Source organism: Pseudomonas sp. UTLPPB19802 (assembly GCF_059730225.1).
Genome location: NZ_AP048545.1, coordinates 6,555,478 through 6,576,147 on the forward strand (window position 1 = coordinate 6,555,478; position 20,670 = coordinate 6,576,147).

Annotated in this window: 24 protein-coding genes; 12 read left to right on the top strand and 12 right to left on the bottom strand. The window is 63.1% G+C overall.

Features of this window, described 5'->3' with window-relative positions:
• The first annotated feature begins 25 nt into the window (after positions 1 to 25).
• Positions 26 to 934 (top strand): DMT family transporter, encoded by a 909-nt coding sequence (locus tag AC6I6U_RS28760; RefSeq protein ID WP_497879357.1) that lies wholly within the window; start codon positions 26 to 28, stop codon positions 932 to 934.
• A 119-nt stretch (positions 935 to 1,053) separates the two neighbouring features.
• Here AC6I6U_RS28760 and AC6I6U_RS28765 read toward each other — a convergent pair whose 3' ends face one another.
• The gene (locus AC6I6U_RS28765) at positions 1,054 to 1,917 is read right to left on the bottom strand and encodes a DMT family transporter (protein ID WP_497879358.1); all 864 of its coding nucleotides are present in this window, start codon (positions 1,915 to 1,917) and stop codon (positions 1,054 to 1,056) included.
• Between the two features lie 174 nt (positions 1,918 to 2,091).
• On the opposite strand from AC6I6U_RS28765, the gene AC6I6U_RS28770 reads away from it, so the two are divergent.
• Entirely contained in the window at positions 2,092 to 2,217 is a 126-nt protein-coding gene (locus AC6I6U_RS28770; RefSeq protein ID WP_497879359.1) for a hypothetical protein, read from the top strand.
• A 57-nt stretch (positions 2,218 to 2,274) separates the two neighbouring features.
• Here the strand turns inward: AC6I6U_RS28770 and AC6I6U_RS28775 are convergent, their stop codons facing one another.
• Entirely contained in the window at positions 2,275 to 3,213 is a 939-nt protein-coding gene (locus tag AC6I6U_RS28775) for an aspartyl/asparaginyl beta-hydroxylase domain-containing protein (protein WP_497879360.1), read from the bottom strand.
• 247 nt (positions 3,214 to 3,460) lie between these two features.
• Positions 3,461 to 4,435, bottom strand: a complete 975-nt coding sequence (cysK, locus tag AC6I6U_RS28780) for a cysteine synthase A (RefSeq protein WP_497879361.1) — start codon at positions 4,433 to 4,435, stop codon at positions 3,461 to 3,463.
• 129 nt (positions 4,436 to 4,564) lie between these two features.
• Here cysK and AC6I6U_RS28785 point away from each other — a divergent pair, with 129 nt between their 5' ends.
• The 3 genes from AC6I6U_RS28785 (at position 4,565) to AC6I6U_RS28795 (ending at position 7,839) form a co-directional block, all read left to right on the top strand.
• The gene (locus AC6I6U_RS28785; RefSeq protein WP_497879362.1) at positions 4,565 to 5,647 is read left to right on the top strand and encodes a DUF748 domain-containing protein; all 1,083 of its coding nucleotides are present in this window, start codon (positions 4,565 to 4,567) and stop codon (positions 5,645 to 5,647) included.
• Between the two features lie 147 nt (positions 5,648 to 5,794).
• Positions 5,795 to 6,640 carry an AAA family ATPase gene (locus tag AC6I6U_RS28790; RefSeq protein WP_497879363.1) on the top strand — a complete coding sequence of 282 codons (846 nt, stop codon included), beginning with the start codon at positions 5,795 to 5,797 and terminating at the stop codon, positions 6,638 to 6,640.
• A 20-nt stretch (positions 6,641 to 6,660) separates the two neighbouring features.
• Entirely contained in the window at positions 6,661 to 7,839 is a 1,179-nt protein-coding gene (locus AC6I6U_RS28795; protein ID WP_497879364.1) for a vWA domain-containing protein, read from the top strand.
• 51 nt (positions 7,840 to 7,890) lie between these two features.
• On the opposite strand, the gene AC6I6U_RS28800 is transcribed toward AC6I6U_RS28795, so the two are convergent.
• The 3 genes from AC6I6U_RS28800 to AC6I6U_RS28810 are packed head-to-tail and all read right to left on the bottom strand — an operon-like array spanning position 7,891 to position 10,273.
• Positions 7,891 to 8,808 carry a 5-oxoprolinase subunit C family protein gene (locus tag AC6I6U_RS28800; protein WP_497879365.1) on the bottom strand — a complete coding sequence of 306 codons (918 nt, stop codon included), beginning with the start codon at positions 8,806 to 8,808 and terminating at the stop codon, positions 7,891 to 7,893.
• Positions 8,805 to 9,509, bottom strand: coding sequence for a 5-oxoprolinase subunit B family protein (locus tag AC6I6U_RS28805; RefSeq protein ID WP_497883124.1), 705 nt, complete (start codon positions 9,507 to 9,509; stop codon positions 8,805 to 8,807). The genes AC6I6U_RS28800 and AC6I6U_RS28805 overlap by 4 nt, the downstream gene beginning before the upstream one ends.
• Before the next feature lie 11 nt (positions 9,510 to 9,520).
• On the bottom strand, positions 9,521 to 10,273 hold the full coding sequence (locus AC6I6U_RS28810) for a 5-oxoprolinase subunit PxpA (protein WP_497879366.1): 753 nt from the start codon (positions 10,271 to 10,273) through the stop codon (positions 9,521 to 9,523).
• Between the two features lie 142 nt (positions 10,274 to 10,415).
• Here AC6I6U_RS28810 and AC6I6U_RS28815 point away from each other — a divergent pair, with 142 nt between their 5' ends.
• Positions 10,416 to 11,336, top strand: a complete 921-nt coding sequence (locus AC6I6U_RS28815) for a LysR family transcriptional regulator (RefSeq protein ID WP_497879367.1) — start codon at positions 10,416 to 10,418, stop codon at positions 11,334 to 11,336.
• Between the two features lie 41 nt (positions 11,337 to 11,377).
• Here AC6I6U_RS28815 and AC6I6U_RS28820 read toward each other — a convergent pair whose 3' ends face one another.
• Genes AC6I6U_RS28820 through AC6I6U_RS28830 form a run of 3 tightly spaced genes read right to left on the bottom strand, consistent with a single transcriptional unit; the run spans position 11,378 to position 13,233 of the window.
• Positions 11,378 to 11,911, bottom strand: a complete 534-nt coding sequence (locus AC6I6U_RS28820; protein ID WP_497879368.1) for a DUF2937 family protein — start codon at positions 11,909 to 11,911, stop codon at positions 11,378 to 11,380.
• Positions 11,912 to 11,923: 12 nt separating this feature from the next.
• Positions 11,924 to 12,700: a class II glutamine amidotransferase gene (locus tag AC6I6U_RS28825; protein WP_497879369.1), complete on the bottom strand. Its 777-nt coding sequence runs from the start codon at positions 12,698 to 12,700 to the stop codon at positions 11,924 to 11,926.
• Between the two features lie 32 nt (positions 12,701 to 12,732).
• Positions 12,733 to 13,233: an MFS transporter gene (locus AC6I6U_RS28830; RefSeq protein WP_497879370.1), complete on the bottom strand. Its 501-nt coding sequence runs from the start codon at positions 13,231 to 13,233 to the stop codon at positions 12,733 to 12,735.
• A 90-nt stretch (positions 13,234 to 13,323) separates the two neighbouring features.
• Here AC6I6U_RS28830 and AC6I6U_RS28835 point away from each other — a divergent pair, with 90 nt between their 5' ends.
• A complete protein-coding gene (locus AC6I6U_RS28835) occupies positions 13,324 to 15,375 on the top strand; it encodes a S9 family peptidase (protein WP_497879371.1) in 2,052 nt (683 codons plus the stop codon).
• An 83-nt stretch (positions 15,376 to 15,458) separates the two neighbouring features.
• Positions 15,459 to 15,932, top strand: a complete 474-nt coding sequence (locus AC6I6U_RS28840) for a cyclic nucleotide-binding domain-containing protein (protein WP_497879372.1) — start codon at positions 15,459 to 15,461, stop codon at positions 15,930 to 15,932.
• Here AC6I6U_RS28840 and AC6I6U_RS28845 read toward each other — a convergent pair.
• Positions 15,929 to 16,201: a hypothetical protein gene (locus tag AC6I6U_RS28845; protein ID WP_497879373.1), complete on the bottom strand. Its 273-nt coding sequence runs from the start codon at positions 16,199 to 16,201 to the stop codon at positions 15,929 to 15,931. The two genes, AC6I6U_RS28840 and AC6I6U_RS28845, sit on opposite strands and share 4 nt — an antisense overlap.
• A 179-nt stretch (positions 16,202 to 16,380) precedes the next feature.
• On the opposite strand from AC6I6U_RS28845, the gene AC6I6U_RS28850 reads away from it, so the two are divergent.
• The 3 genes from AC6I6U_RS28850 to AC6I6U_RS28860 all read left to right on the top strand — a co-directional run bounded on the left by AC6I6U_RS28850 (position 16,381) and on the right by AC6I6U_RS28860 (position 17,788).
• Positions 16,381 to 16,755 carry a YajD family HNH nuclease gene (locus tag AC6I6U_RS28850; RefSeq protein ID WP_010450148.1) on the top strand — a complete coding sequence of 125 codons (375 nt, stop codon included), beginning with the start codon at positions 16,381 to 16,383 and terminating at the stop codon, positions 16,753 to 16,755.
• Positions 16,756 to 16,875: 120 nt separating this feature from the next.
• A complete protein-coding gene (locus AC6I6U_RS28855; RefSeq protein WP_011059840.1) occupies positions 16,876 to 17,343 on the top strand; it encodes an RNA methyltransferase in 468 nt (155 codons plus the stop codon).
• A 70-nt stretch (positions 17,344 to 17,413) separates the two neighbouring features.
• Complete coding sequence (locus AC6I6U_RS28860; RefSeq protein ID WP_497879374.1) at positions 17,414 to 17,788, top strand: YgaP family membrane protein; 375 nt, start codon at positions 17,414 to 17,416, stop codon at positions 17,786 to 17,788.
• Between the two features lie 151 nt (positions 17,789 to 17,939).
• Here AC6I6U_RS28860 and AC6I6U_RS28865 read toward each other — a convergent pair whose 3' ends face one another.
• On the bottom strand, positions 17,940 to 19,178 hold the full coding sequence (locus AC6I6U_RS28865; protein ID WP_497879375.1) for a hypothetical protein: 1,239 nt from the start codon (positions 19,176 to 19,178) through the stop codon (positions 17,940 to 17,942).
• A 25-nt stretch (positions 19,179 to 19,203) separates the two neighbouring features.
• Complete coding sequence (locus AC6I6U_RS28870; RefSeq protein ID WP_497879376.1) at positions 19,204 to 19,653, bottom strand: YcgN family cysteine cluster protein; 450 nt, start codon at positions 19,651 to 19,653, stop codon at positions 19,204 to 19,206.
• Between the two features lie 279 nt (positions 19,654 to 19,932).
• Between AC6I6U_RS28870 and AC6I6U_RS28875 the strand changes: the two genes are divergently transcribed.
• On the top strand, positions 19,933 to 20,526 hold the full coding sequence (locus AC6I6U_RS28875) for a nitroreductase family protein (protein ID WP_497879377.1): 594 nt from the start codon (positions 19,933 to 19,935) through the stop codon (positions 20,524 to 20,526).
• Positions 20,527 to 20,670 lie beyond the last annotated feature (144 nt).

The window sequence follows — 20,670 nt, forward strand, 5'->3', positions numbered from 1 at the left end:
CTCTACCCTGCCAAGGATCCCCACCGTGAATCCCGTCGATATCATGCGCATGTTCAGCCTGGCTGCCGTCTGGGGCGCCAGTTTCCTGTTCATGCGCATCATTGCTCCCGTGCTGGGTGCGTTTCCCACCGCGTTCTTTCGTGTATCGATCGCGGCCGTCGGCTTGCTGGTGATCCTTGCGCTGATGCGAGTCAAATGGGATTTCAAGGGCAAGTTCAAGGTCTGCCTGCTGCTCGGGGTGATCAACTCGGGGCTACCGGCCACGCTGTATTCAGTGGCAGCCAAGGTGCTGCCGGCCGGCTACTCGTCGATCTTCAACGCCACCACGCCGCTGATGGGCGTGCTGATCGGCGGGCTGTTTTTCCACGAGAAACTCAGCCTGAACAAGCTGCTGGGGATTTTCCTCGGCCTGTTCGGTGTCGCGGTGCTGACCCGTGCCGGCCCGGTGACCTTCGACCTCGACCTGCTGATGGGCGCGGGCGCCTGCCTGCTGGCCACCACCAGCTATGGGTTTGCCGGGTTCCTGACCCGACGCTGGCTCGACCACCAGGGCGGGCTCGACCCGCGCTTGTCAGCCCTGGGCAGCATGTTCGGGGCGACGCTGGTGATCCTGCCGTTCTTTGCTTTCAGCGCCGTGACCCATCCTCCGGCAAGCTGGGGCGGGCTTGAGGTCTGGGGTGCTCTGCTCGGGCTCGGCCTGATCTGTACGGCATTCGCCTATATCGTGTATTTCAAGCTGCTGAGCAACATCGGGCCGGTGAAATCGATGACCGTGACATTCATGATTCCGGCTTTCGGGGTGTTGTGGGGGGCGTTGTTTCTCGACGAGCCGTTGTCGATGGCGCATCTGTATGGCGGGGTGTTGATTGCGCTGGCGTTGTGGCTGGTGCTGAAGCCGGCGGTGGTGAAGCCCAGCGCCGTGGCACAGCGGTAGTTCTGTAGAGAATCCGACGCCCCCTTCGCGGGCAAGCCCGGCTCCTACAGAGTAGCGTCGTGGACGACCGATGACCTGTAGGAGCCGGGCTTGCCCGCGAAGGGGCCGGAACAGACGCCTTAACCTGCCTTGCGGAATACGAACACCAGGCCGACGATGATCAATCCCATCCCCAGCATGCTCAGCCACGCCAAGCGGTTGCCAAAAATCAGGTAATCCATGATCGCCGTCACAGCCGGCACCAGGTAGAACAGGCTGGTCACGTTCACCAGGTTGCCCCGCGCAATCAGCCGGTACAGCAACAACGTGGCCAATACCGACACCACCAGCCCCATCCATAGCGCCGGAATGATGAAACCGCTATTGGTTTCGACATGAAACGGCTGGAACGGCACGAATGCCGAGCACAACAGCAGCCCGACCAGATACTGCACTGGCAGCGTACCCAGGGGATTGTCGGTAATGCGTTTCTGCATGATTGAACCAAAGGTCATGCTCGCCAGCGCCAGCAGCCCGAAGAGCATCCCGGCCAGCGACATGCCCGCGAGGCCAATGCCCTGGTAGACCACCAGGACCAGCCCGGCCAACCCCAGCCCCAGGCCGAACATCCGGCTCCAGGAGCGCTGGCGTTCCATCAGCACCGCCGTGAGGATCGGCTGCACGCCCATGATCGTCGCCATGACGCCCGGCGTGACCTTCAGGTCCAGCGCCAGCAGATAGAAGATCTGGTAGGCGCCGAGCAACACCAGCCCGGTTGCCGCGGCATAGAGCAGCGGCTTGCCACGCCTGGGCAACTTGAACTTGAGCAACGGGCCCAGCAACAGCAAGCCCAGCAGGGCAATGGAAAAGCGCACCAGCAGAAAAGCGAACGGCGAGGCGTGGGCCAGGCCCCACTTGGAGAAGATCGCCCCGCTGCTCCAGAGCAGCACAAACAGACTCGTCGAAGCCGCCGCGGTCGCGGATTGCTTTGAAATGAGCAACATGGATACCACCTGTGATTCAGGCAAATGCCAACTCAGCTATGAAGCTGAAGATTCAGTAGGTTTTTTCAGGCGGGCAGATAGGAGAACAGCAACCTTTGCTGATCAGGCCCGAATGCCAACGCCCGGCGGTGATACAACTGCGTACACCGGCGTGCTACTGACAGGTGGTGGGTAATGACTGATCTGCACCGGTTGCTGGCTCCCGCACGGCACTACGCCAGCGTTGAGCGCTGGAACGACGACTGCGTTGAGGGAGGAACCTGGCATGTGCAGATCTTCTTTGAAGGGGAACAACGGTGAATCAGGCGATGCACCGAGCGCTGACTATAACCAGCGCTCGACATCCATTGCAACAGGTCAGCCGAACAGCCAGTAGCCCAGGGCCCAGGCCACCACGATCGCCAGCACCGGACGCAGGATGCGGTAGGCCTTGGGATGCTTGCGCTTCCACTGCTTGACCACGCCGCTGAAGCTGTCGCTGAACTTCTTGCTCCAGGCGTAGGCCTGGTTGATCCCGCCGACGCGCTCTTCATCGACGTTCTGTGGCGCGGTGGCCCGCCCGAGGAAGGCGCTGACCGAACGGTTGATCGACGTCATCAGGCGGTTGCTCAACGGCCGCTCGACGTCGCAGAACAGGATGACCCGGGTCTGCTCGGTTTCGTTCTTGACCCAGTGCACGTAGGTCTCGTCGAACATCACGTCTTCACCGTCGCGCCAGGCGTAGACCTGGCCATCGACGAAAATCCGGCAGTCGTCGGAGTTCGGCGTCGACAGCCCCAGGTGATAACGCAGCGAACCGGCGAAGGGATCGCGATGCGGATTCAGGTGGCTGCCACCGGGCAGCAGGGCGAACATCGCGCCCTTGACGTTGGGGATGCTGCTGACCAGTGCGACGGTTTTCGGGCAGAGGGTTTCGGCCGACGGCAGCGGCTTGTCGTACCATTTCAGGTAGAAGCGCTTCCAGCCCTTCTTGAAGAACGAACCGAAACCGGCGTCATTGTTCTTCTCGGCCGCACGAATGTAGCCTTCGTCGAACAGGTGCATGGCTTCCTCGCGGATCACCTGCCAGTTGTCCCTGAGCACATCCAGCTCGGGGAACTTGCTGCGGTCCAGGTACGGTTTGGAAGGCACCGCGGAAAACAGGTACATCAGGGCGTTGTACGGAGCGAACAGCGCCGAATGATTGACGAACTGGCGCAATACCGGCAAACGCGCCTTGCCCCGCAGGTGCACGTAGAGCGTGCTGCCTACGAACAGCAGCAACACGGCGGCCTTGGCGGCGAAAGAAAAGGTCATTCAGCACTCCTTGAAAGTGGGCGACGTCCGGGTAGGGAAAAAATCCACGAGACGTGGCAGCCGGCCATGATAAACATTACCGACCGCAGGAAAAACCCGCGCGACTTAACAATCGGCGTTAAGCGCTACGCAACAACGCGTTAATTAGCATAAAGCGCCTGAATACGGGCTGATGCAGATCAGTACCCGGCAGGATCACTGGCAGGTCCGGTGCGGCGAAACACCGGGCCTGCCTCGCTGGCGACCCTTACTGCTGGTTTTCCTGCTCGGTGAACAGGTCGCTGAAGAGCATGCTCGACAGATAACGCTCACCGGAGTCCGGCAGCACCACGACAATGGTCTTGCCCTGCATTTCCGGAGTTTCCGCCAGGCGAACGGCCACCGCCATCGCCGCACCACAGGAAATGCCGCAGAGGATGCCCTCCTCCTGCATCAGGCGCAGGGCCATGGCCTTGGATTCCTCGTCGGTGACCAGCTCGACCCGGTCGACCAGTGACAGGTCGAGGTTCTTCGGCACGAAACCGGCACCGATGCCCTGGATCTTGTGCGGCGACGGCTTGACCTCCTCCCCCGCCAGGGTCTGGCTGATCACCGGCGAAGTCACCGGCTCAACAGCCACCGACAGAATCGGCTTGCCCTGGGTCTGCTTGATGTAGCGCGAAACACCACTGATGGTACCGCCAGTGCCGACGCCGGCGACCAGCACGTCGACCGCGCCATCGGTGTCGTTCCAGATTTCCGGGCCGGTGGTCTTCTCATGGATCGCCGGGTTGGCCGGGTTATCGAACTGCGCCGGCATGAAGTACTGCGCCGGATCGCTGTTGGCGAGTTCGGTCGCCTTCTCGATGGCGCCCTTCATGCCCTTGGTTGGTTCGGTCAGGACCAGCTCGGCCCCCAGGGCCTTGAGCACCTTGCGCCGCTCGATGCTCATGGATGCCGGCATGGTCAGCAGCAGTTTGTAGCCACGGGCAGCGGCGACAAAGGCCAGGCCGATCCCGGTGTTGCCGGAGGTCGGCTCGACGATGGTCATGCCCGGCTTGAGCCGGCCGCTGCTTTCGGCCTCCCAGACCATGTTCGCCCCGATTCGGCATTTCACCGAATACCCCGGGTTGCGCCCTTCGATCTTGGCCAGGATGGTCACGCCGCGCGGTGCGATGCGATTGATCTGAACCAGGGGCGTATTACCGATGGAATGGGCGTTGTCGGCGAAAATACGGCTCATGACGAGTCCTTGGGCGATGGTGAATTGGCTCTCAAGGGTATGTCCCGGGGAAGCAGGCGTCCAGTGATGGCGAACGTCCGCGCTTGCCAGGGGTCCATCGCTAAGGAACAGCCTGCAGGAGCATCCGGGATGAGACGTCGTTACAGTTGGCCGTTGTGGGGGGTGGCAATCGTGGTGCTGGTCGTCGTCGCCGTAAACCTGGCCTTGCCCTACCTGGTGCGCAACTACCTGAATGAAAAGCTCGCCGACATGGGCGATTACCGCGGCCAGGTGGCCGATGTCGACCTGGCCCTTTGGCGGGGCGCCTACCGGATCAACGGCCTGGAAATCGTCAAGGTCAGCGGCAAGGTGCCGGTGCCGTTTCTCAAGGCGCCGCTGATCGACCTGTCGGTGAGCTGGAAATCCCTCTGGGAAAACCACGCGGTGGTGGCCGAGGTACAGTTCAGCGAACCGGAGCTGAACTTCGTCGACGGTGGGGCCAACAACCGCCAGGCGTCCCAGACCGGCCGGGGCACCGACTGGCGGGCGCAACTGGGCAAGTTGCTGCCGATCACCCTCAATGAAGTGCGGATCGACAATGGCCGCATCACCTTCCGCAATTTCAGTTCCAAACCGCCGGTCAACCTGCAAGCCACCGAGGTCAATGCCAGTCTCTACAACCTGACCAACGTCGTCGACGTCAAGGGCCGGCGCGACGCTCGTTTCGAAGGTAAGGCCCTGCTGCTCGGCCATGCTGCCCTGGAAACCACCGCCACTTTCGACCCATTGAGCAACTTCGAGGACTTCGAATTCCGCCTGCGCGCCACCGGCATCGAGCTGCGCAAGGTCAACGATTTCGCCTCGGCCTACGGAAAGTTCGACTTCAACGGCGGCAGCGGCGACGTGGTGATCGAGGCCCAGGCCGAGAAAGGCCAACTGACCGGCTATATCAAGCCGCTGCTGCACGATGTCGAAGTGTTCGATTGGCAGCAGGACGTCGAGAACCAGGACAAGGGCCTGTTGCGCTCGGTCTGGGAAGCCATCGTCGGTGCCAGCGAAACCCTGCTGAAGAACCAGAAGAAGAACCAGTTCGCCACCCGTGTCGAACTCAGCGGCAACGTTCATCAGCAGGATATCAGCGCGTTCGCTGCCTTTTTGCAGATATTGCGTAACGGTTTCATCCAGGCCTTCAACGCCCGCTACGAACAACCCAAGCCGACCACCGGCCAGTAGCACTGACCAGGTCAGGATGTGACGCTCCATTCAGAGACTGAATAAGCCGTCTGCGTTCACACTCGACCGGACACCGCGTTATAGTCGGAACATGGAATTTCCCCGCCGCCCGCTGCCGGGCCGGCGCTACCGTTCGAGGAAGCACAGATGAAGTTCGAAGGCACCCAGGCCTATGTCGCCACCGCTGACCTGAAGCTGGCCGTCAACGCCGCCATTACCCTGGAGCGTCCGCTGCTGGTCAAGGGCGAACCCGGCACAGGCAAGACCATGCTCGCCGAACAGTTGGCCGAGTCCTTCGGCGCCAAGCTGATCACCTGGCACATCAAGTCCACCACCAAGGCGCACCAGGGCCTCTACGAGTACGACGCGGTCAGCCGCCTGCGCGATTCGCAACTGGGCGTGGACAAGGTCCACGATGTGCGCAACTACCTGAAGAAAGGCAAGCTCTGGGAGGCGTTCGAGTCCGAGGAGCGGGTGATCCTGCTGATCGACGAGATCGACAAGGCCGACATCGAGTTCCCCAACGACCTGCTGCAGGAACTCGACAAGATGGAGTTCTACGTCTACGAGACCGACGAAACCATCAAGGCCAGGCAGCGCCCGATCATCATCATTACCTCCAACAATGAGAAGGAACTGCCGGACGCCTTCCTGCGCCGCTGCTTCTTCCACTACATCGCCTTCCCCGATCGCGAAACCCTGCAGAAGATCGTCGACGTCCACTACCCGGACATCAAGAAGGACCTGGTCAGCGAAGCCCTCGACGTGTTCTTCGACGTGCGCAAGGTGCCGGGCCTGAAGAAGAAGCCGTCGACCTCGGAACTGGTGGACTGGCTGAAGCTCCTGATGGCCGACAACATCGGCGAGGCGGTGCTGCGCGAACGCGATCCGACCAAGGCCATTCCGCCGCTGGCCGGCGCGCTGGTCAAGAACGAGCAGGACGTGCAGCTACTGGAACGTCTCGCGTTCATGAGCCGCCGCGGCAGCCGTTAAATCATTGAAGGGCAATAGCCATGCTGCTCAACCTGTTCAATGAAATGCGTGCGGCCAAGGTGCCGGTGTCGGTGCGTGAGCTGCTCGACCTGATCAACGCGCTGAAACAGCGCGTGACCTTCGCCGACATGGACGAGTTCTACTACCTGTCGCGGGCGATCCTGGTCAAGGACGAACGGCATTTCGACAAGTTCGACCGGGCCTTCGGCGCCTACTTCAACGGCCTGGAAAAGCTCGACGACCACTTGCAGGCGCTGATTCCCGAAGACTGGCTGCGCAAGGAGTTCGAGCGCTCGCTGAGCGACGAGGAACGCGCGCAGATCCAGTCCCTGGGCGGCCTGGACAAGCTGATCGAAGAGTTCAAGAAACGCCTGGAAGAACAGAAGGAACGCCATGCCGGCGGCAACAAGTGGATCGGTACCGGCGGCACCAGCCCGTTCGGCTCGGGCGGTTTCAACCCGGAAGGCATCCGCGTCGGCGATGCCGGCAAGCGCCAGGGCAAGGCGGTCAAGGTCTGGGACCAGCGCGAGTACAAGAACCTCGACGACCAGGTCGAACTGGGCACGCGCAACATCAAGGTAGCCCTGCGCCGCCTGCGCAAGTTTGCCCGCCAGGGCGCGGCGGAGGAGCTGGACATCAATGGCACCATCGACCACACCGCCCGCGATGCCGGCCTGCTGAACATCCAGATGCGGCCGGAGCGGCGCAACACCGTCAAGCTGTTGCTGCTGTTCGATATCGGCGGTTCGATGGATGCGCATGTAAAGATCTGCGAGGAACTGTTCTCGGCCTGCAAGACCGAGTTCAAGCACCTGGAGTACTTCTACTTCCACAACTTCATCTACGAATCGGTGTGGAAGAACAACCTGCGCCGGGGTTCGGAACGGACGTCGACCCAGGACCTGCTGCACAAGTACGGCGCCGACTACAAGGTGATCTTCATTGGCGATGCGGCTATGGCGCCCTATGAAATCACCCAGGCCGGCGGCAGTGTCGAGCACTGGAACGAAGAGCCGGGCTACGTGTGGATGCAGCGGTTCATGGAGAAATACAAGAAACTCATCTGGATCAACCCGTATCCCAAGGACACCTGGGGGTATACGGCTTCGACCAATATCGTTCGCGACCTGATCGAGGACCAGATGTATCCGTTGACCTTGCGGGGGTTGGAAGAAGGGATGCGATTCCTGTCCAAGTGACAAGCGACCTTGTGGCGGCGGGCTTGCCCGCTCGCCACATACAAACCTGGCTCAGGCAAACCGGCTGATGTACTCGACGTGCTGCCGGTGCGCCGACTCCTGCACTGTCGGCACCAATCGCACCTCGCTCCCCGGCAAGCACTGCGCCAACCGTGCCAACGACAGCGGCGTCAGGGCCCCCAGGCGCGGGTAACCGCCAATGGTCTGCCGGTCATTGAGCAGCACGATAGGCTGCCCATCCGGCGGCACCTGGATCGCGCCCAACGGAATCCCCTCGGAAATCATCGGCCGTCCCTGGTACTTCAGCTCGGCACCCAGCAGGCGAATGCCCATGCGGTCGCCACGGCTGTCGAGGGTCCAGGCCGTGTTGAAGGCATCGAACAGGCTCTGCCCACTGAACTCGCCGATCTGCGCACCCAGGACAACCTGCAACGCGACTGCAGCCTGGAAGTCGGGAATCTGCGCAGTCGGTACCACAGCCGGCGTCACCGCCGCGCCCGAATAGCGCAGGCTGTCGCCCTTGCTCAACGGCTGCCCCAATCCATCCAGACCGCCCAATTCCTCACGCACCACACAGGCGCTGCTGCCTAGCACCTTTGGAGCAACGAAGCCAGCCGGCGCCGCCAGGTAAGCCCGCGCGCCCGATAGCGGTTGGGTGAACTGCAGGCGCTGCCCAGCTTCGAGAACAAAGCTGCGCCAAGGCGCCAACGCCTGGCCGTCCACCTGGGCGCCAAGATCGGCCCCGGCCAGGGCCAGGCAACAGGTTTCCCGCGCTACCACGGTAAAACCACCCAGGGTGATCTCCACCACCGGCGCATCCAGTGAATTGCCCAGCAACCGGTTGGCCCAGGACATCGACACCCAGTCCAGCGCCCCGCCCTGGGTCACGCCCAGATGACGTACGCCGAACCGGCCACGGTCCTGCAACAGGCACAGCCGAGTGCTGGCCTCGATCGACAGATGACTCATGCCAGGGCCTCCAAAGGCGTATCGTCGCCGCCCAAGCTGATGAACTCGGCATGTTCGACCGCCGCAAACCGCACCGTATCACCCGGTTGCATCAGGCTGTAGCCATCACGCTCGCGGTCGAACAACCTGCTTGGGGTGCGGCCGATCAGATTCCAGCCACCCGGCGACACCACCGGATAGGCCGCAGTCTGCCGCTCGGCAATGCCGACGCTGCCGGCCGCGACCTTCTTGCGCGGGGTAGCGAGCCGTGGCGCCGCCAGCGGCTCCACCACCAGCCCCATGAAAGCGAAGCCCGGCGCGAAGCCGAGGGCGAACACCTGGTACTCGCGCTCGCTGTGACGGCGAATCACCTCGCTCACCGACCAGCCACTACGCTCGGACAACAATTCCAGCTCCGGGCCGACACTCGGGTCGTACCACACCGGCAGCACGTGGCATTGGCCGCTGGTCGTGGCGTTCGGCTGCAGGCCGGCCAGGGCCCCGGCAATCAGCTCCCGGGCCTGGGCCGGGCTCAGTTGCGCCAGGTCGTAATGCACCATCAGCGTGGTATAGGACGGCACCAGGTCGACCAGCCGCTCGGCGAAATCGGCGCGCAGGCGCTCGCTGGCGGCGAGCATCCATGGCATGTTCTCCTCGGCGATCACCTCGAACAGACGCACCATCAGGCAATCGATTGCCACCACTTCGATACGCGGCTTCATCGGGTTTGGGCTCATGGGTTCGCCTGCCGATCCAGAGCCTCACGAATGCGCTGCACGGCATCGACCGAACTGGCGTTGTCGCCGTGCACGCACAAGGTGTCGGCGTGCAGGCGCAGGGCGCTGCCGTCGCTGGCTGTCAGGTTATCGCCACGGGCGATGGTCAGGGCCTGCTCGATGATCCGTTCCGGCTCATGGTGCACCGCCCCTGGCAACTGCCGGGACACCAGCCGCCCTTGCGGGTCGTAGGCACGGTCGGCAAAGGCTTCGAACCACAGGGTCACGCCGAACTCATCGGCCAGGGCCTGTGCCGTGCTGTTGTCACGCATGGCCAGCAGCATCAGCGGCAACCCAGGGTCGTAGTCGGCAATCGCCTGGATCACCGAGCGCAGTTGCTGTGGGTTGGCCATCATGTCGTTGTACAGCGCGCCGTGGGGTTTGACGTAGCTGACCCGCGCACCCTGGGCCCGGCAGATACCGTCCAGTGCGCCGATCTGGTAATGCAGCAGGTCCTGGATTTCCTGGGAGGTGCAGGCCATGGAGCGGCGACCGAAGCCGACCAGGTCCGGGTAGGCCGGATGGGCACCGATCCGTACATCATTGGCCAGGGCCAGGGTGACGGTCTTGCGCATGATGCTCGGGTCGCCGGCGTGATAACCACAGGCGACGTTGGCGCAGTCGATGAAGGGCATCACTTGCGCATCCAGGCCCATGGTCCAGTTGCCGTAGCTTTCACCGATGTCGCAGTTGAGTAGCAGGCGGCTCACGGTAGCTGCTCCTGTTGTGGGCATTGCCCTGGTGGTCGGCAATGCTTATGGTGATTCATCAGTCCAGGGCCATTCTTGATTGTGCCCGGCCTGCGCGTCCAACTAATAAAAGCCGTCCCCAGACATAAGAAAAGTTGATTGCATGAACCTCAAGTTTCTCGAAACCTTCGTCTGGGTCGCCCGGCTCAAGAGTTTCCGCCTGACCGCGGACAAGCTGTTCACCACCCAGGCCTCGATTTCCAGCCGGATTGCCGTGCTCGAGGGCGAACTCGGGGTGAAGCTGTTCCTGCGGGATTCGCGCGGCGTCCGGCTGACGCCCGAAGGGCTCAAGGTACTCGACTATGCCGAGCAGATGATCGACACCCTGCAGGCGCTCAGGCACTCGATCGAGCCCGGCTCGACCAAGGTCGGGCGCCTGCGGATCGGCGTGATGGACACGGTGATCCACACCTGGCTCAGCCCGCTGGTGGCGGAAATGACCGAACGTTTTCCAAGGGTGGAAATCGAGTTGGTGGCCGACACGGCGCTGAACCTCGCCGATCAGTTGCACAAGGGTTTTGTCGACCTGATCCTGCAAACTGACCCACTGCGCCAGGAGTCCATCCGCAGCCTGGAACTGGCCAGCTACCCGATGGCCTGGGTGGTGGCCAGCCACTCGATCTACAACCGCGAGTACGCCAGCCTGGAGGACCTTTCGCAGGAGCGGATCGTGACCTTCTCGAAGAACTCCCGGCCGCACCAGGAGCTGCTCGCGCTACTGCAAGCCCATGGGGTCTCTGCGCCACGGCTCAATTGCGTGAACTCGGTGTCGGCGATTACCCGCCTGCTGCGCGATGGCTTCGGAATCGGTGCGCTACCGCTGGCGCTGGTCAGTGAGGAACTGGCGCGCGATGAACTGACCCTGCTGGCACTACAGGTGCGGCCGCCGAACCTGGAATTGGTGGTGTCCTGGCGGATCGGCGTGGAGTTGGTGGAGGAAATCGTCGCACTGTGCCAGCAGGTACTGCACGATTATGCCGACAAGGTGGGCGAGCAGTATGTACTGTTGAGCAAGCCTCACTGACACTCGTGGCGAGCGGGCTCGCCACACAAGAAGAGTTACCCTTACCAGCCCCGCTCCCGCCGTGCCAGGCGCTCACGCTGGCGCTTGCCGCCCAGCACCACCCAGTCCACCAGCCGGAAGAAACCTTCGATGATGAAGGAGAACAGCAGCGCGCCGCCCATGGCCCAGCCGATCGCCTCGGGCGAGAGCAGCACCTGGTAGCTGTAGCCCTGCAGGGTTTCCTGGCGGATCGCCGGGTCGGCGGCATAGGCCACCTGCAAGGCGCGCTTGTACCACGGGCCCTGCATCGCCTGGAACTGGTCGTCGAGCAGCCGTTGGCGAGTCAACAGGTTGCCGAGGCTGTCGGCATCGCTGCGAAACACCGGGTCGTCGCTGGCACGGTAATGCGCCACCAGTTTCTGCAGGTCGCCGCCAAAGAATTGCTCGGCGGTCTTCTGGAAGCCCTGCAGGCTGGTCTGCGCCTCGATCAGGTGCGCCTCGACCCGCTTGGTGTAGTCGCTGAGAAAACCAGGCACCTGGACGCCGATCAGCAGGCCCAGGGTAAACAGTATCAACCGCAGGTAACTCAACCACATGACAGGGTGTCCTTATTCAGTCCGGCCCTGGCTGACGCATTCACCGCGCCGCCAAAGGCTCCATTGACCCGGTTCGTAGCGGGTCCAGGTCTCGTTTTCGGTGAGGGGTTCGGTGGCGATCACCGTGACCACGTCGTTGGGTGTGGTCTCGGCCTGGAAGTCGACAATCACGTCGACATCTTTCAGGCGCGCCGGGCCAAACGGCGCGCGTCGGGTAATCTGCGCCAGCTTGGTCGAGCAGTAGCAGAATAACCAGTCACCATCGCTGAGCAGGCAGTTGAACACACCCTTGCCGCGATACTCGGCGCAGGCGGCCACCAGCGAGGGTAGCAGTTCTTCCACTTCGACCGGTTCGGGAAACGCCTCGCGAACGCGATTGAGCAGGTCGCAGAAGGCCGCCTCACTGTCGGTATCGCCCACCGGGCGGTAGAAACTCGGTCGCGGCTGGAAGTCCGCCAACTGGCCGTTGTGCGCAAAACACCAGTTGCGGCCCCACAGTTCACGGACGAACGGATGGGTGTTGGACAGGCAGACCTTGCCGACGTTGGCCTGGCGGATATGGCCGATCACCACTTCGCTCTTGATCGGATAGCGCTGCACCAGCTGCGCCACCTCCGAATCGCAACTCGCCGCCGGGTCCTGGAACAACCGCAACCCGCGCCCCTCGTAGAACCCGATTCCCCAACCATCGCGATGCGGGCCAGTGCGCCCGCCGCGCTGCATCAGCCCGGTAAAGCTGAAAACGATGTCGGTCGGTACATTGGCGCTCATGCCCAACAATTCACACATGCTCGGACTCTCGCTTCAATGCTGGAACGCGCTTACAGACGCGGCTCGACCCGCTGCCGACCGGCGCTGCTGGCAGGCGGCGGGCGACGCGGACGTTCCTGGCGATCGGCGCCGGTGAAAGGCTGGTCGTCCGCCTCGATCTCGGCGCGGGCAGCGGCTGCGGCCGCCTCGGACTGCAGCTTGCGGGCCTTGCTCGCGCGCTCGATCAGCCAGCGGATCAGGACGAAGACCAGGTACACGCCAGCGCCGATCACCAGGTACATGAACAGGTCGGAGACTGCGCGCCAGGCGTTGTTGCCGACCTTGAACAGCAGGTCGAGAGCGGTAATGGCGACGGCCGGGGCAAAGCGTTCCTTCACCGGGTCGAGGACGGTCGGGCTGAACAGCAGCACCGCCATCAGCAAGCGCAGCGGCTCGCGCAGCCAGCGCCAGGTCCAGCGGGTCAGGCGAAACCACACCAACAGGCAACCCAAGGCGGCAAAGGCGTAGCAACCCCAGGCGATCAGATAGTCGTTCTCGGTCATGGTGTCCATGGCAAGGCTGGCAAATAGAAGCTTATGATAACGGCTTTTCGCCGGCCCGGCTGCACCGCCGTCAGCGATCCTCAAGATAGAGAGTTGCCCATGTCTCGCAAAGCCGCCGTCAACAGCGCCCCGATTGCTCACAAAGGCCCTGGCCCCGATCCCTACGCCTGGTTGCAGGAACGCGACAGCGAGGCGGTGCTCGACTATCTCAAGGCTGAAAACAGCTACCAGCAGGCGCAACTGGCCGGCCAGGCCGAACTGCGCGAGACGCTGTTCGAGGAGATCAAGGGGCGGATCCTCGAGACCGACCTGTCCCTGCCCTCGCCCTGGGGCCCGTTCCTGTACTACACGCGCACCACCGCCGGCGACGAGTACGCCCGCCACTATCGCTGCCCGCGCCCGGCCGATGACAGCCTGACGGTGGACGAAGGTGCCGAACAGTTGCTGCTCGACCCCAACGTCCTGGCCGCTGGCGGCTTCCTGTCCCTGGGCAGCTTCAGCGTCAGCCCGGACCACCAGCGCCTGGCCTACAGCCTGGATACCAGCGGCGACGAAGTCTACCGCCTGTACGTCAAGGAACTCGACGGCGACAGCGTCAGCGAACTGCCCTTCGACGACTGCGATGGCAGCATGACCTGGGCCAACGACAGCCGCACGCTGTTTTTCAGCGAGCTGGACGAAACCCATCGCCCGCACAAGCTGTATCGCCATGTGCTGGGCCAAGGCACCGCCGAAGAAGTCCTGCACGAGCCCGACGGGCGTTTCTTCCTGCACTGCTACCGCAGCAGTTCCGAGCGGCAACTGGTGGCGCTGCTGGGCAGCAAGACCACCAGCGAAGCCTGGGTGCTCGATGCCGAGACCCCCGAGCAACCCTTCGCCTGCCTGGCGCCACGGGTCGAGGGCCACGAATATTTCGTCGACCACGGCCGCTACCAGGGTCAGTGGCGCTGGTTCATCCGCAGCAACCAGGACGGCATCAACTTCGCCCTGTTCCAGGCCGCGGACGCTGGCATCCCTCGGCGCGAAGACTGGCAGTTGCTGGTCCCGCACAGCGACCAGGTGATGCTCGAAGGCGTGACCCTGAATGCCCAGGCCCTGTGCCTGAGCCTGCGCGAAGGCGGCCTGCCGATCATCGAGGTGCGTCCCGAGGGGCTGCCGGCCTACCGGGTGCAACTGCCGGATGCGGCCTACAGCCTCTACGTGCAGGACAGCCTGGAGTTCACCAGCGACTGCATACGCCTGCGCTACGAAGCCCTCAACCGCCCGGCCCAGGTTCGCCAACTGAACCTGGCCAGTGGCGAACAGACCGTACTCAAGCAGACCCCGGTACTCGGCCCGTTCGATGCCGACGCCTACGTCAGCCAACGCCTGTGGGCCAAGGCGCCGGACGGTACCCAGGTGCCGATCAGCCTGGTGGTCAAGCGCGAACTGCTCGGCCAGGCCACCCCGCTCTACCTCTACGGTTATGGCGCCTACGGCGAAAGCCTCGACCCGTGGTTCTCCCATGCCCGTCTGAGCCTGCTCGAGCGCGGCGTGGCCTTCGCCATCGCCCACGTGCGCGGCGGCGGCGAACTGGGCGAAGCCTGGTATCGCGCCGGCAAGCAGGAACACAAGCAGAACACCTTCGACGACTTCATCGCCTGCGCCGAGCATCTGGTCGCCGAGGGCCTGACCAGCTCAGGGCAACTGGTGATCAGCGGCGGCAGCGCCGGTGGCCTGCTGATCGGCGCGGTGCTCAACCAGCGTCCCGAACTGTTCCAGGCGGCAATCGCCGAAGTGCCGTTCGTCGATGTGCTGAACACCATGCTCGACCCCGACCTGCCGCTGACCGTCACCGAATACGATGAATGGGGCAACCCGCAGGAGCCCGAGGTGCACGCGCGGCTCAAGGCCTACGCGCCCTACGAGAACGTCAGTGCCCAGGCCTATCCGGCGATGCTGGTGATCGCCGGCTATAACGACAGCCGCGTGCAGTATTGGGAAGCGGCCAAGTGGGTGGCAAGATTGCGCGCAACCCGCACCGACGAAAACCTGCTGCTGCTCAAGACCGAACTGGGCGCCGGCCATGGCGGCATGAGCGGGCGCTACCAGGGATTGCGTGACGTAGCGCTCGAATATGGATTTGTCTTCAAGGTTCTGGGCATCGCCTGAGGAACTCTGCCCGGCGCCATTGTCATAGACCATGACGCTGGGCCGCCGGGCCGGATATAGAAAACAACAATAGACCGTGAAACATGTCAGAACCGACTTCACTGAATAACGAAATTCGCGACATGCTGATGGACTGCGGTCTGTTCAGCCAACTCCTGCCCGCCGACTGCCAGGCGGCCTCCGGCTACTTCAGCATCAGCAGCGTGGACAAGGGCGAGGAAATCTTCCATGAGGGCGATGCTGGCACCTTCATGTGCATCATCCATCACGGCAGCGTCAATGTGCAGAAGCTCAACGAGGCCGGCCAACCGGTGGTGATCGCCACCCTGCGCGCCGGCCGGGCCTTCGGCGAGATGGCGGTACTCGATGGCGAGCGGCGTTCGGCCACCTGCGTGGCGGCCAGCAACTGCCACTTGTTGAACCTGGGCAAGGACTCCCTGGAAAAGATGCTCAACGATGCGCCGAAGATTGCCGCCAAGATCATTCGCGCCATCGCCATCGCAATGTCCAAGCGCCTGCGCATGGTCGACGGGCAGTTGCTCTCGCAGCAGATTTAACTCGAGCTTGGCTTGGCCTTGTCCGCCTTGTCGTTCTGCTCCAGGCCCGGCAGCGTCTGGTCCTTGGGTGGCGACGGCAACTCGATGCTCGGCAGCGGCTCACCGGGCTTGGGTGGCGTACGCGGGGTGATCTGCGGGTAGGGCGTCGGCGTCGCGGTACCCGCAGAGCCCGGAGCCGGTGTCACGGGGGCCGGCGCGATATCCTCGGCCCATGCCGTCGTTATCGTCAGCGCGGCCAACACCGCGGCCGCCAGGGTAATGCCTTTCATCGATAGCTCCAGCAATCTGTCTGCTACAGGCTACTCGCAACGCGAACATTTTGCCTCGCTCAATCACATTTCAATGGCATCGAGCCGTGGGGCACCCATCCACCAATCACCGAAACGCCAGGGAACTGCGCTAGACTTCAGGGCATAACCGTCATTAACCCATACGACAAGGTGAACCCATGAGTTCGGCCAATCCACCCTCCCATACCGCCAAGCTGGACCGCATCCTCGCCGATGCGAAACGCGATAAAGAGATGGGCTATCGTGACAAGGCACTGAAGATGTACCCGCACGTCTGCGGTCGCTGCGCCCGTGAATTTTCCGGCAAGCGCCTGAGCGAACTGACCGTGCATCACCGCGACCACAACCACGACAACAACCCGCAGGACGGTTCCAACTGGGAGCTGCTCTGCCTGTTCTGCCATGACAACGAGCACTCGCGCTACACCGACCAGCAGTATTTCGGCGACAGTTCCCTAAGCAGCCCGACCATTGCCAAGGCCACCCACAACCCGTTCGCTGCTTTGGCCGGCATGTTGAAGAAAGACGAGTAATCCCCCGCCCCGCTGCCCGCCACCAGGCGTGGCAGCTTTGCCGCCCTTGATCGAGACAGCCATCACGCCCGGTGGCGTTGCCGGTATACTCGCGTCTTTTTTCTGGAAGGCGCTCGGCTCGTGGCAAACAAAAGGTACAGCTGCATTGGTTTGTATAACCCCAAATCACCGGAAAACGTCGGTTCGGTGATGCGTGCAGCTGGCTGCTACGGCGTGGCTTCGGTGTTCTATACCGGCAAGCGCTACGAGCGGGCCCGCGACTTCGTCACCGATACCAAGAAGGTGCACCAGGACATTCCGCTGATCGGCATCGATGACCTGAAGAAGATCCTGCCCCTGGGCTGCATCCCGGTCGCCGTCGAGCTGGTGGAGGGCGCCCGACCGCTGCCGGAATACACTCATCCGGATCGTGCGCTGTACATCTTCGGCCCGGAAGACGGCTCGCTGGACAAGGAGATTCGCGACTGGTGCGAGGATGTGGTGTACATCCCCACCACCGGCTGCATGAACCTGGCGGCCACGGTCAACGTGGTGCTCTACGATCGCCTGGCCAAGGGCAACAACACCCGCTCGGGCCCAAAATTCTGATCTTTGCGGAACAAGCCGGACTTTGCCGAAGTCTGCACTCTATCCACCAGCCACAGTTTGGAGACAGATCATGAGCGACAGCAAAACCCTGCAACGCATCGACTCCACCCCGTTCCAGTCATCGGCAGCGCAGCAGAACGTCCAGGGTTGGGAGCGTATCGGCTCGCTGGCCGGCGGCGTGGTGATGATGGGCAAGGGCCTGCGGCGTGGCGGCGTGTTCGGCCTGATCCAGGTCGCCATCGGCGGCGTGGCGCTGGCCCGTGGCATCACCGGCCACAGTTCGGCCAAGAGCCTGCTGGAGAAGGGTCGCCAGGACCTGCACGGCGTCCGCACCAAGGTCGAGCGGGCAGCAGAGGAACTGCGGCAGATGAAAGCCAGTGCCGAGATGGCGACACGTACCGCGACCGTGACGGGGAATGATTCGCTGGAAACGCCAAAGGCCTGATAGTGCCATTGGGCATGCCTTCGCGGGCAAGCCCTGCTCCCACAGTACAGCGCCAAACAGCGCCAAGCATCAATCGAGAGTACGCCACCGTACTACAGGAGCCGGGCTTGCCCGCGAACAGGCGCTCCAGCTCGCCCCAAAGCCCAAGTACCTACTTCAACAGATCCGTCGCCAATACCTTGGACGGCTCTCCCAATACGCTTTCGCTGAGCTGGACGAACTCCTGGGTGGTTACCGTATCCAGGCGCATTGCCGCCCGACTCACATCGTCCAGTGAATGCTTGCCGCCGGTCTGCTGGCGAATCTCCCGATCCAGTGCCTGCAACAGCAATACCGCACGGGCCAGCGTCGGTCCGCTGACCTGGTCGCCGCGCAGGCTGGTCACCGAGTGACTGATACGGGTCATCCGCGCCTGGAGCGCCTGGTAGCGCTCCTCGCTTATCCCACCGGCCCGACGCACCAGCTCGATCGCGTAATACTCGGCCAGGCCCTCGCCAATCCAATCGCTACCATGACTGTCATTGATCCTGCCGAACACATGCACCAATTCGCGCACCAGTGGGCTCGCGCCCGATTCGCCGATCAGCGCCCCGGTGCTGTGCACGTAGATCGAATCATGGCCTGCCCTGGCGCCGCGCATCATCGACTCGCCTGCGCCGACCACCAGCAGTTTCGGCGGATTACGTGGGAACACTTCCTGCACCTTGGGCCAAACGAAGGTCAGCAGCGTCAGCACATCCATCCGCCGCATGCCCTCACCACGCGGCGCGGTGACCGTCACCTCGGTTTCCCCCAGCCGCGTGCGGCGGCTGCCAAGATTACCGGCCAGGATCCAGCCGGTCGGCCGGTCGAACAGGCGCGAGACGTTATCGACACGAAAACGATACTTGCCAATTCGCGGCCAAGCGGTCTCGACGCTTTTCCAGCCGTTGGGCAACTCGATCTCCAGACGCGACACCAACTCGGTACCGTCCTGCTGATCCAGGTGTGCCGGCGGCACCAACTCCTCGCCACGCAGCAGTGCCCAGTGGCTGGTCATGCGGGTGTCGAAGCTGCCGTTGCGGCGCGGATGACTGATGCTCACCCGATAGCTGAGGCTGGCCTTGCCCGCGGCCGGGCGCCAAATCCCGCGGCTGCTGGTGCCGGCCTGGTCGGGCTGCGTCAACCACTGGCCGTCGGCCTTGAAATCGGTGTAGTAGCCTTGGGCGCCCAGGTCGAAATCCAGGCTGCGCACTGCCGCCCCCTGGGCCAGGGTCACCCGCACTTCCACCTGATCGCTCTGCGGCAGCAAGCGCAAGTGGTAATCCAGGTCGACTTTTTTCCCCGCCCAGGCGGAGCCGGCCAGCATCAGCAGCAGCAACCCCGGCAACAGTCGGCAACGCACCGGCATAGACACTTCCTCGGGTTCGCCTGGATCAACCGGCGCGGAAAATCAGATGGTCTTCCCAGTCGTCCTCGGGCACGCTGCCTTCGGCGAGCATCCGCCCGGACTGGGAAATGCGCTCGTGGTGAACCGCGTCGTGGTCGCCACAGACCAGGTGGTGCCAGAGCGGCAGGTCCTTGCCCTCGCTGACCAGCCGGTAACCGCAGGTCGGCGGCAGCCACTTGAACTCGTCGGCCTTGCCCGGAGTAAGCTGGATGCAGTCGGGGACCGAGTCGCGACGATTGCTGTAGTCGCTGCACTGGCAGGTCTTGAGGTCCAGCAGCTTGCAGGCGATACGCGTGTAGTAGACGCTGTTGTCCTCTTCATCCTCGAGCTTTTGCAGACAGCACAGGCCGCAGCCGTCGCACAGCGACTCCCATTCCTCCGGATCGAGTTGATCGAGGGTCTTGCGTATCCAGAAGGGTTCGACTCTTGCGGCCATGGTTCAGACATCTACATCGGCTAGTGAAAAGGTCGCCAGTCTAGTGCCCGCGCCGCAAAGGGCCAAGCGTTGGCGACTACCGGTTGAAGAAGGCTTGTCAGGCGCCTGCGCGCGCAGTAGCTTTGTTGACCTTGATGCCCCCTAGCCAACTGCCATTAGCGCTCCACCGCGCCGCACGAAGCAGACCCAGGGCGGGCCAGACGATGACGACCGGGCACCGCTCCAGCGGCCAGGGTCAACCTTACACCCTTCACTTCGGACTCTAGCCAGGAATCTCCCATGAGTGCCAACCCACGTGTCGCCGATTATCCTATCGATGCCCAATTCACCCAACGCTGGTCGCCTCGCGCCTTCACTGGCGAAGCCATTCCGGAAGAAACCCTGCTGAGCTTCTTCGAAGCCGCGCGCTGGGCGCCGTCGGCCTACAACTCGCAGCCATGGCGTTTTCTCTACGCGCGTCGTGATACGCCGAACTGGGAGCGCTTCCTCGGCCTGCTCAACGAATTCAACCGCGGCTGGGCGCAGCACGCTTCGGCACTGGTGATCGTGATCTCGAAAACCACCTTCAAGGTACCTGGCGCCGCCGAGGAAACCCCGGCCCTGTGGCACACCTTCGACACCGGTTCGGCCTGGGCGTACCTGGCCTTGCAGGCCAGCCAGAGCGGCTGGCACACCCACGGCATGGCCGGTTTCGACCAGGAACTGACCCGCAAGGAATTGAAGATTCCGGAAGGTTACGCCCTGCACGCGGCAGTGGCCGTTGGCAAGCTGGGCGACAAGGCCAACCTTGCCGAATACCTGCAGGCCCGGGAAGTCCCAAGCCCACGCGAGCCGGTGAGTGCGCTGGCGGCCGAGGGTGATTTCAGCCTGTAAGCATTGGCCTGCGAGAGGCAGACTGTGGCGAGCGGGCTTGCCCGCGCCGGGCTGCAAGGCAGCCCAAAAATCAGCAAGCTCGGTGTATCTGACCAAGCGAGGTGTCTGGCTTTAGGGCTGCTACGCAGCCCGGCGCGGGCGAGC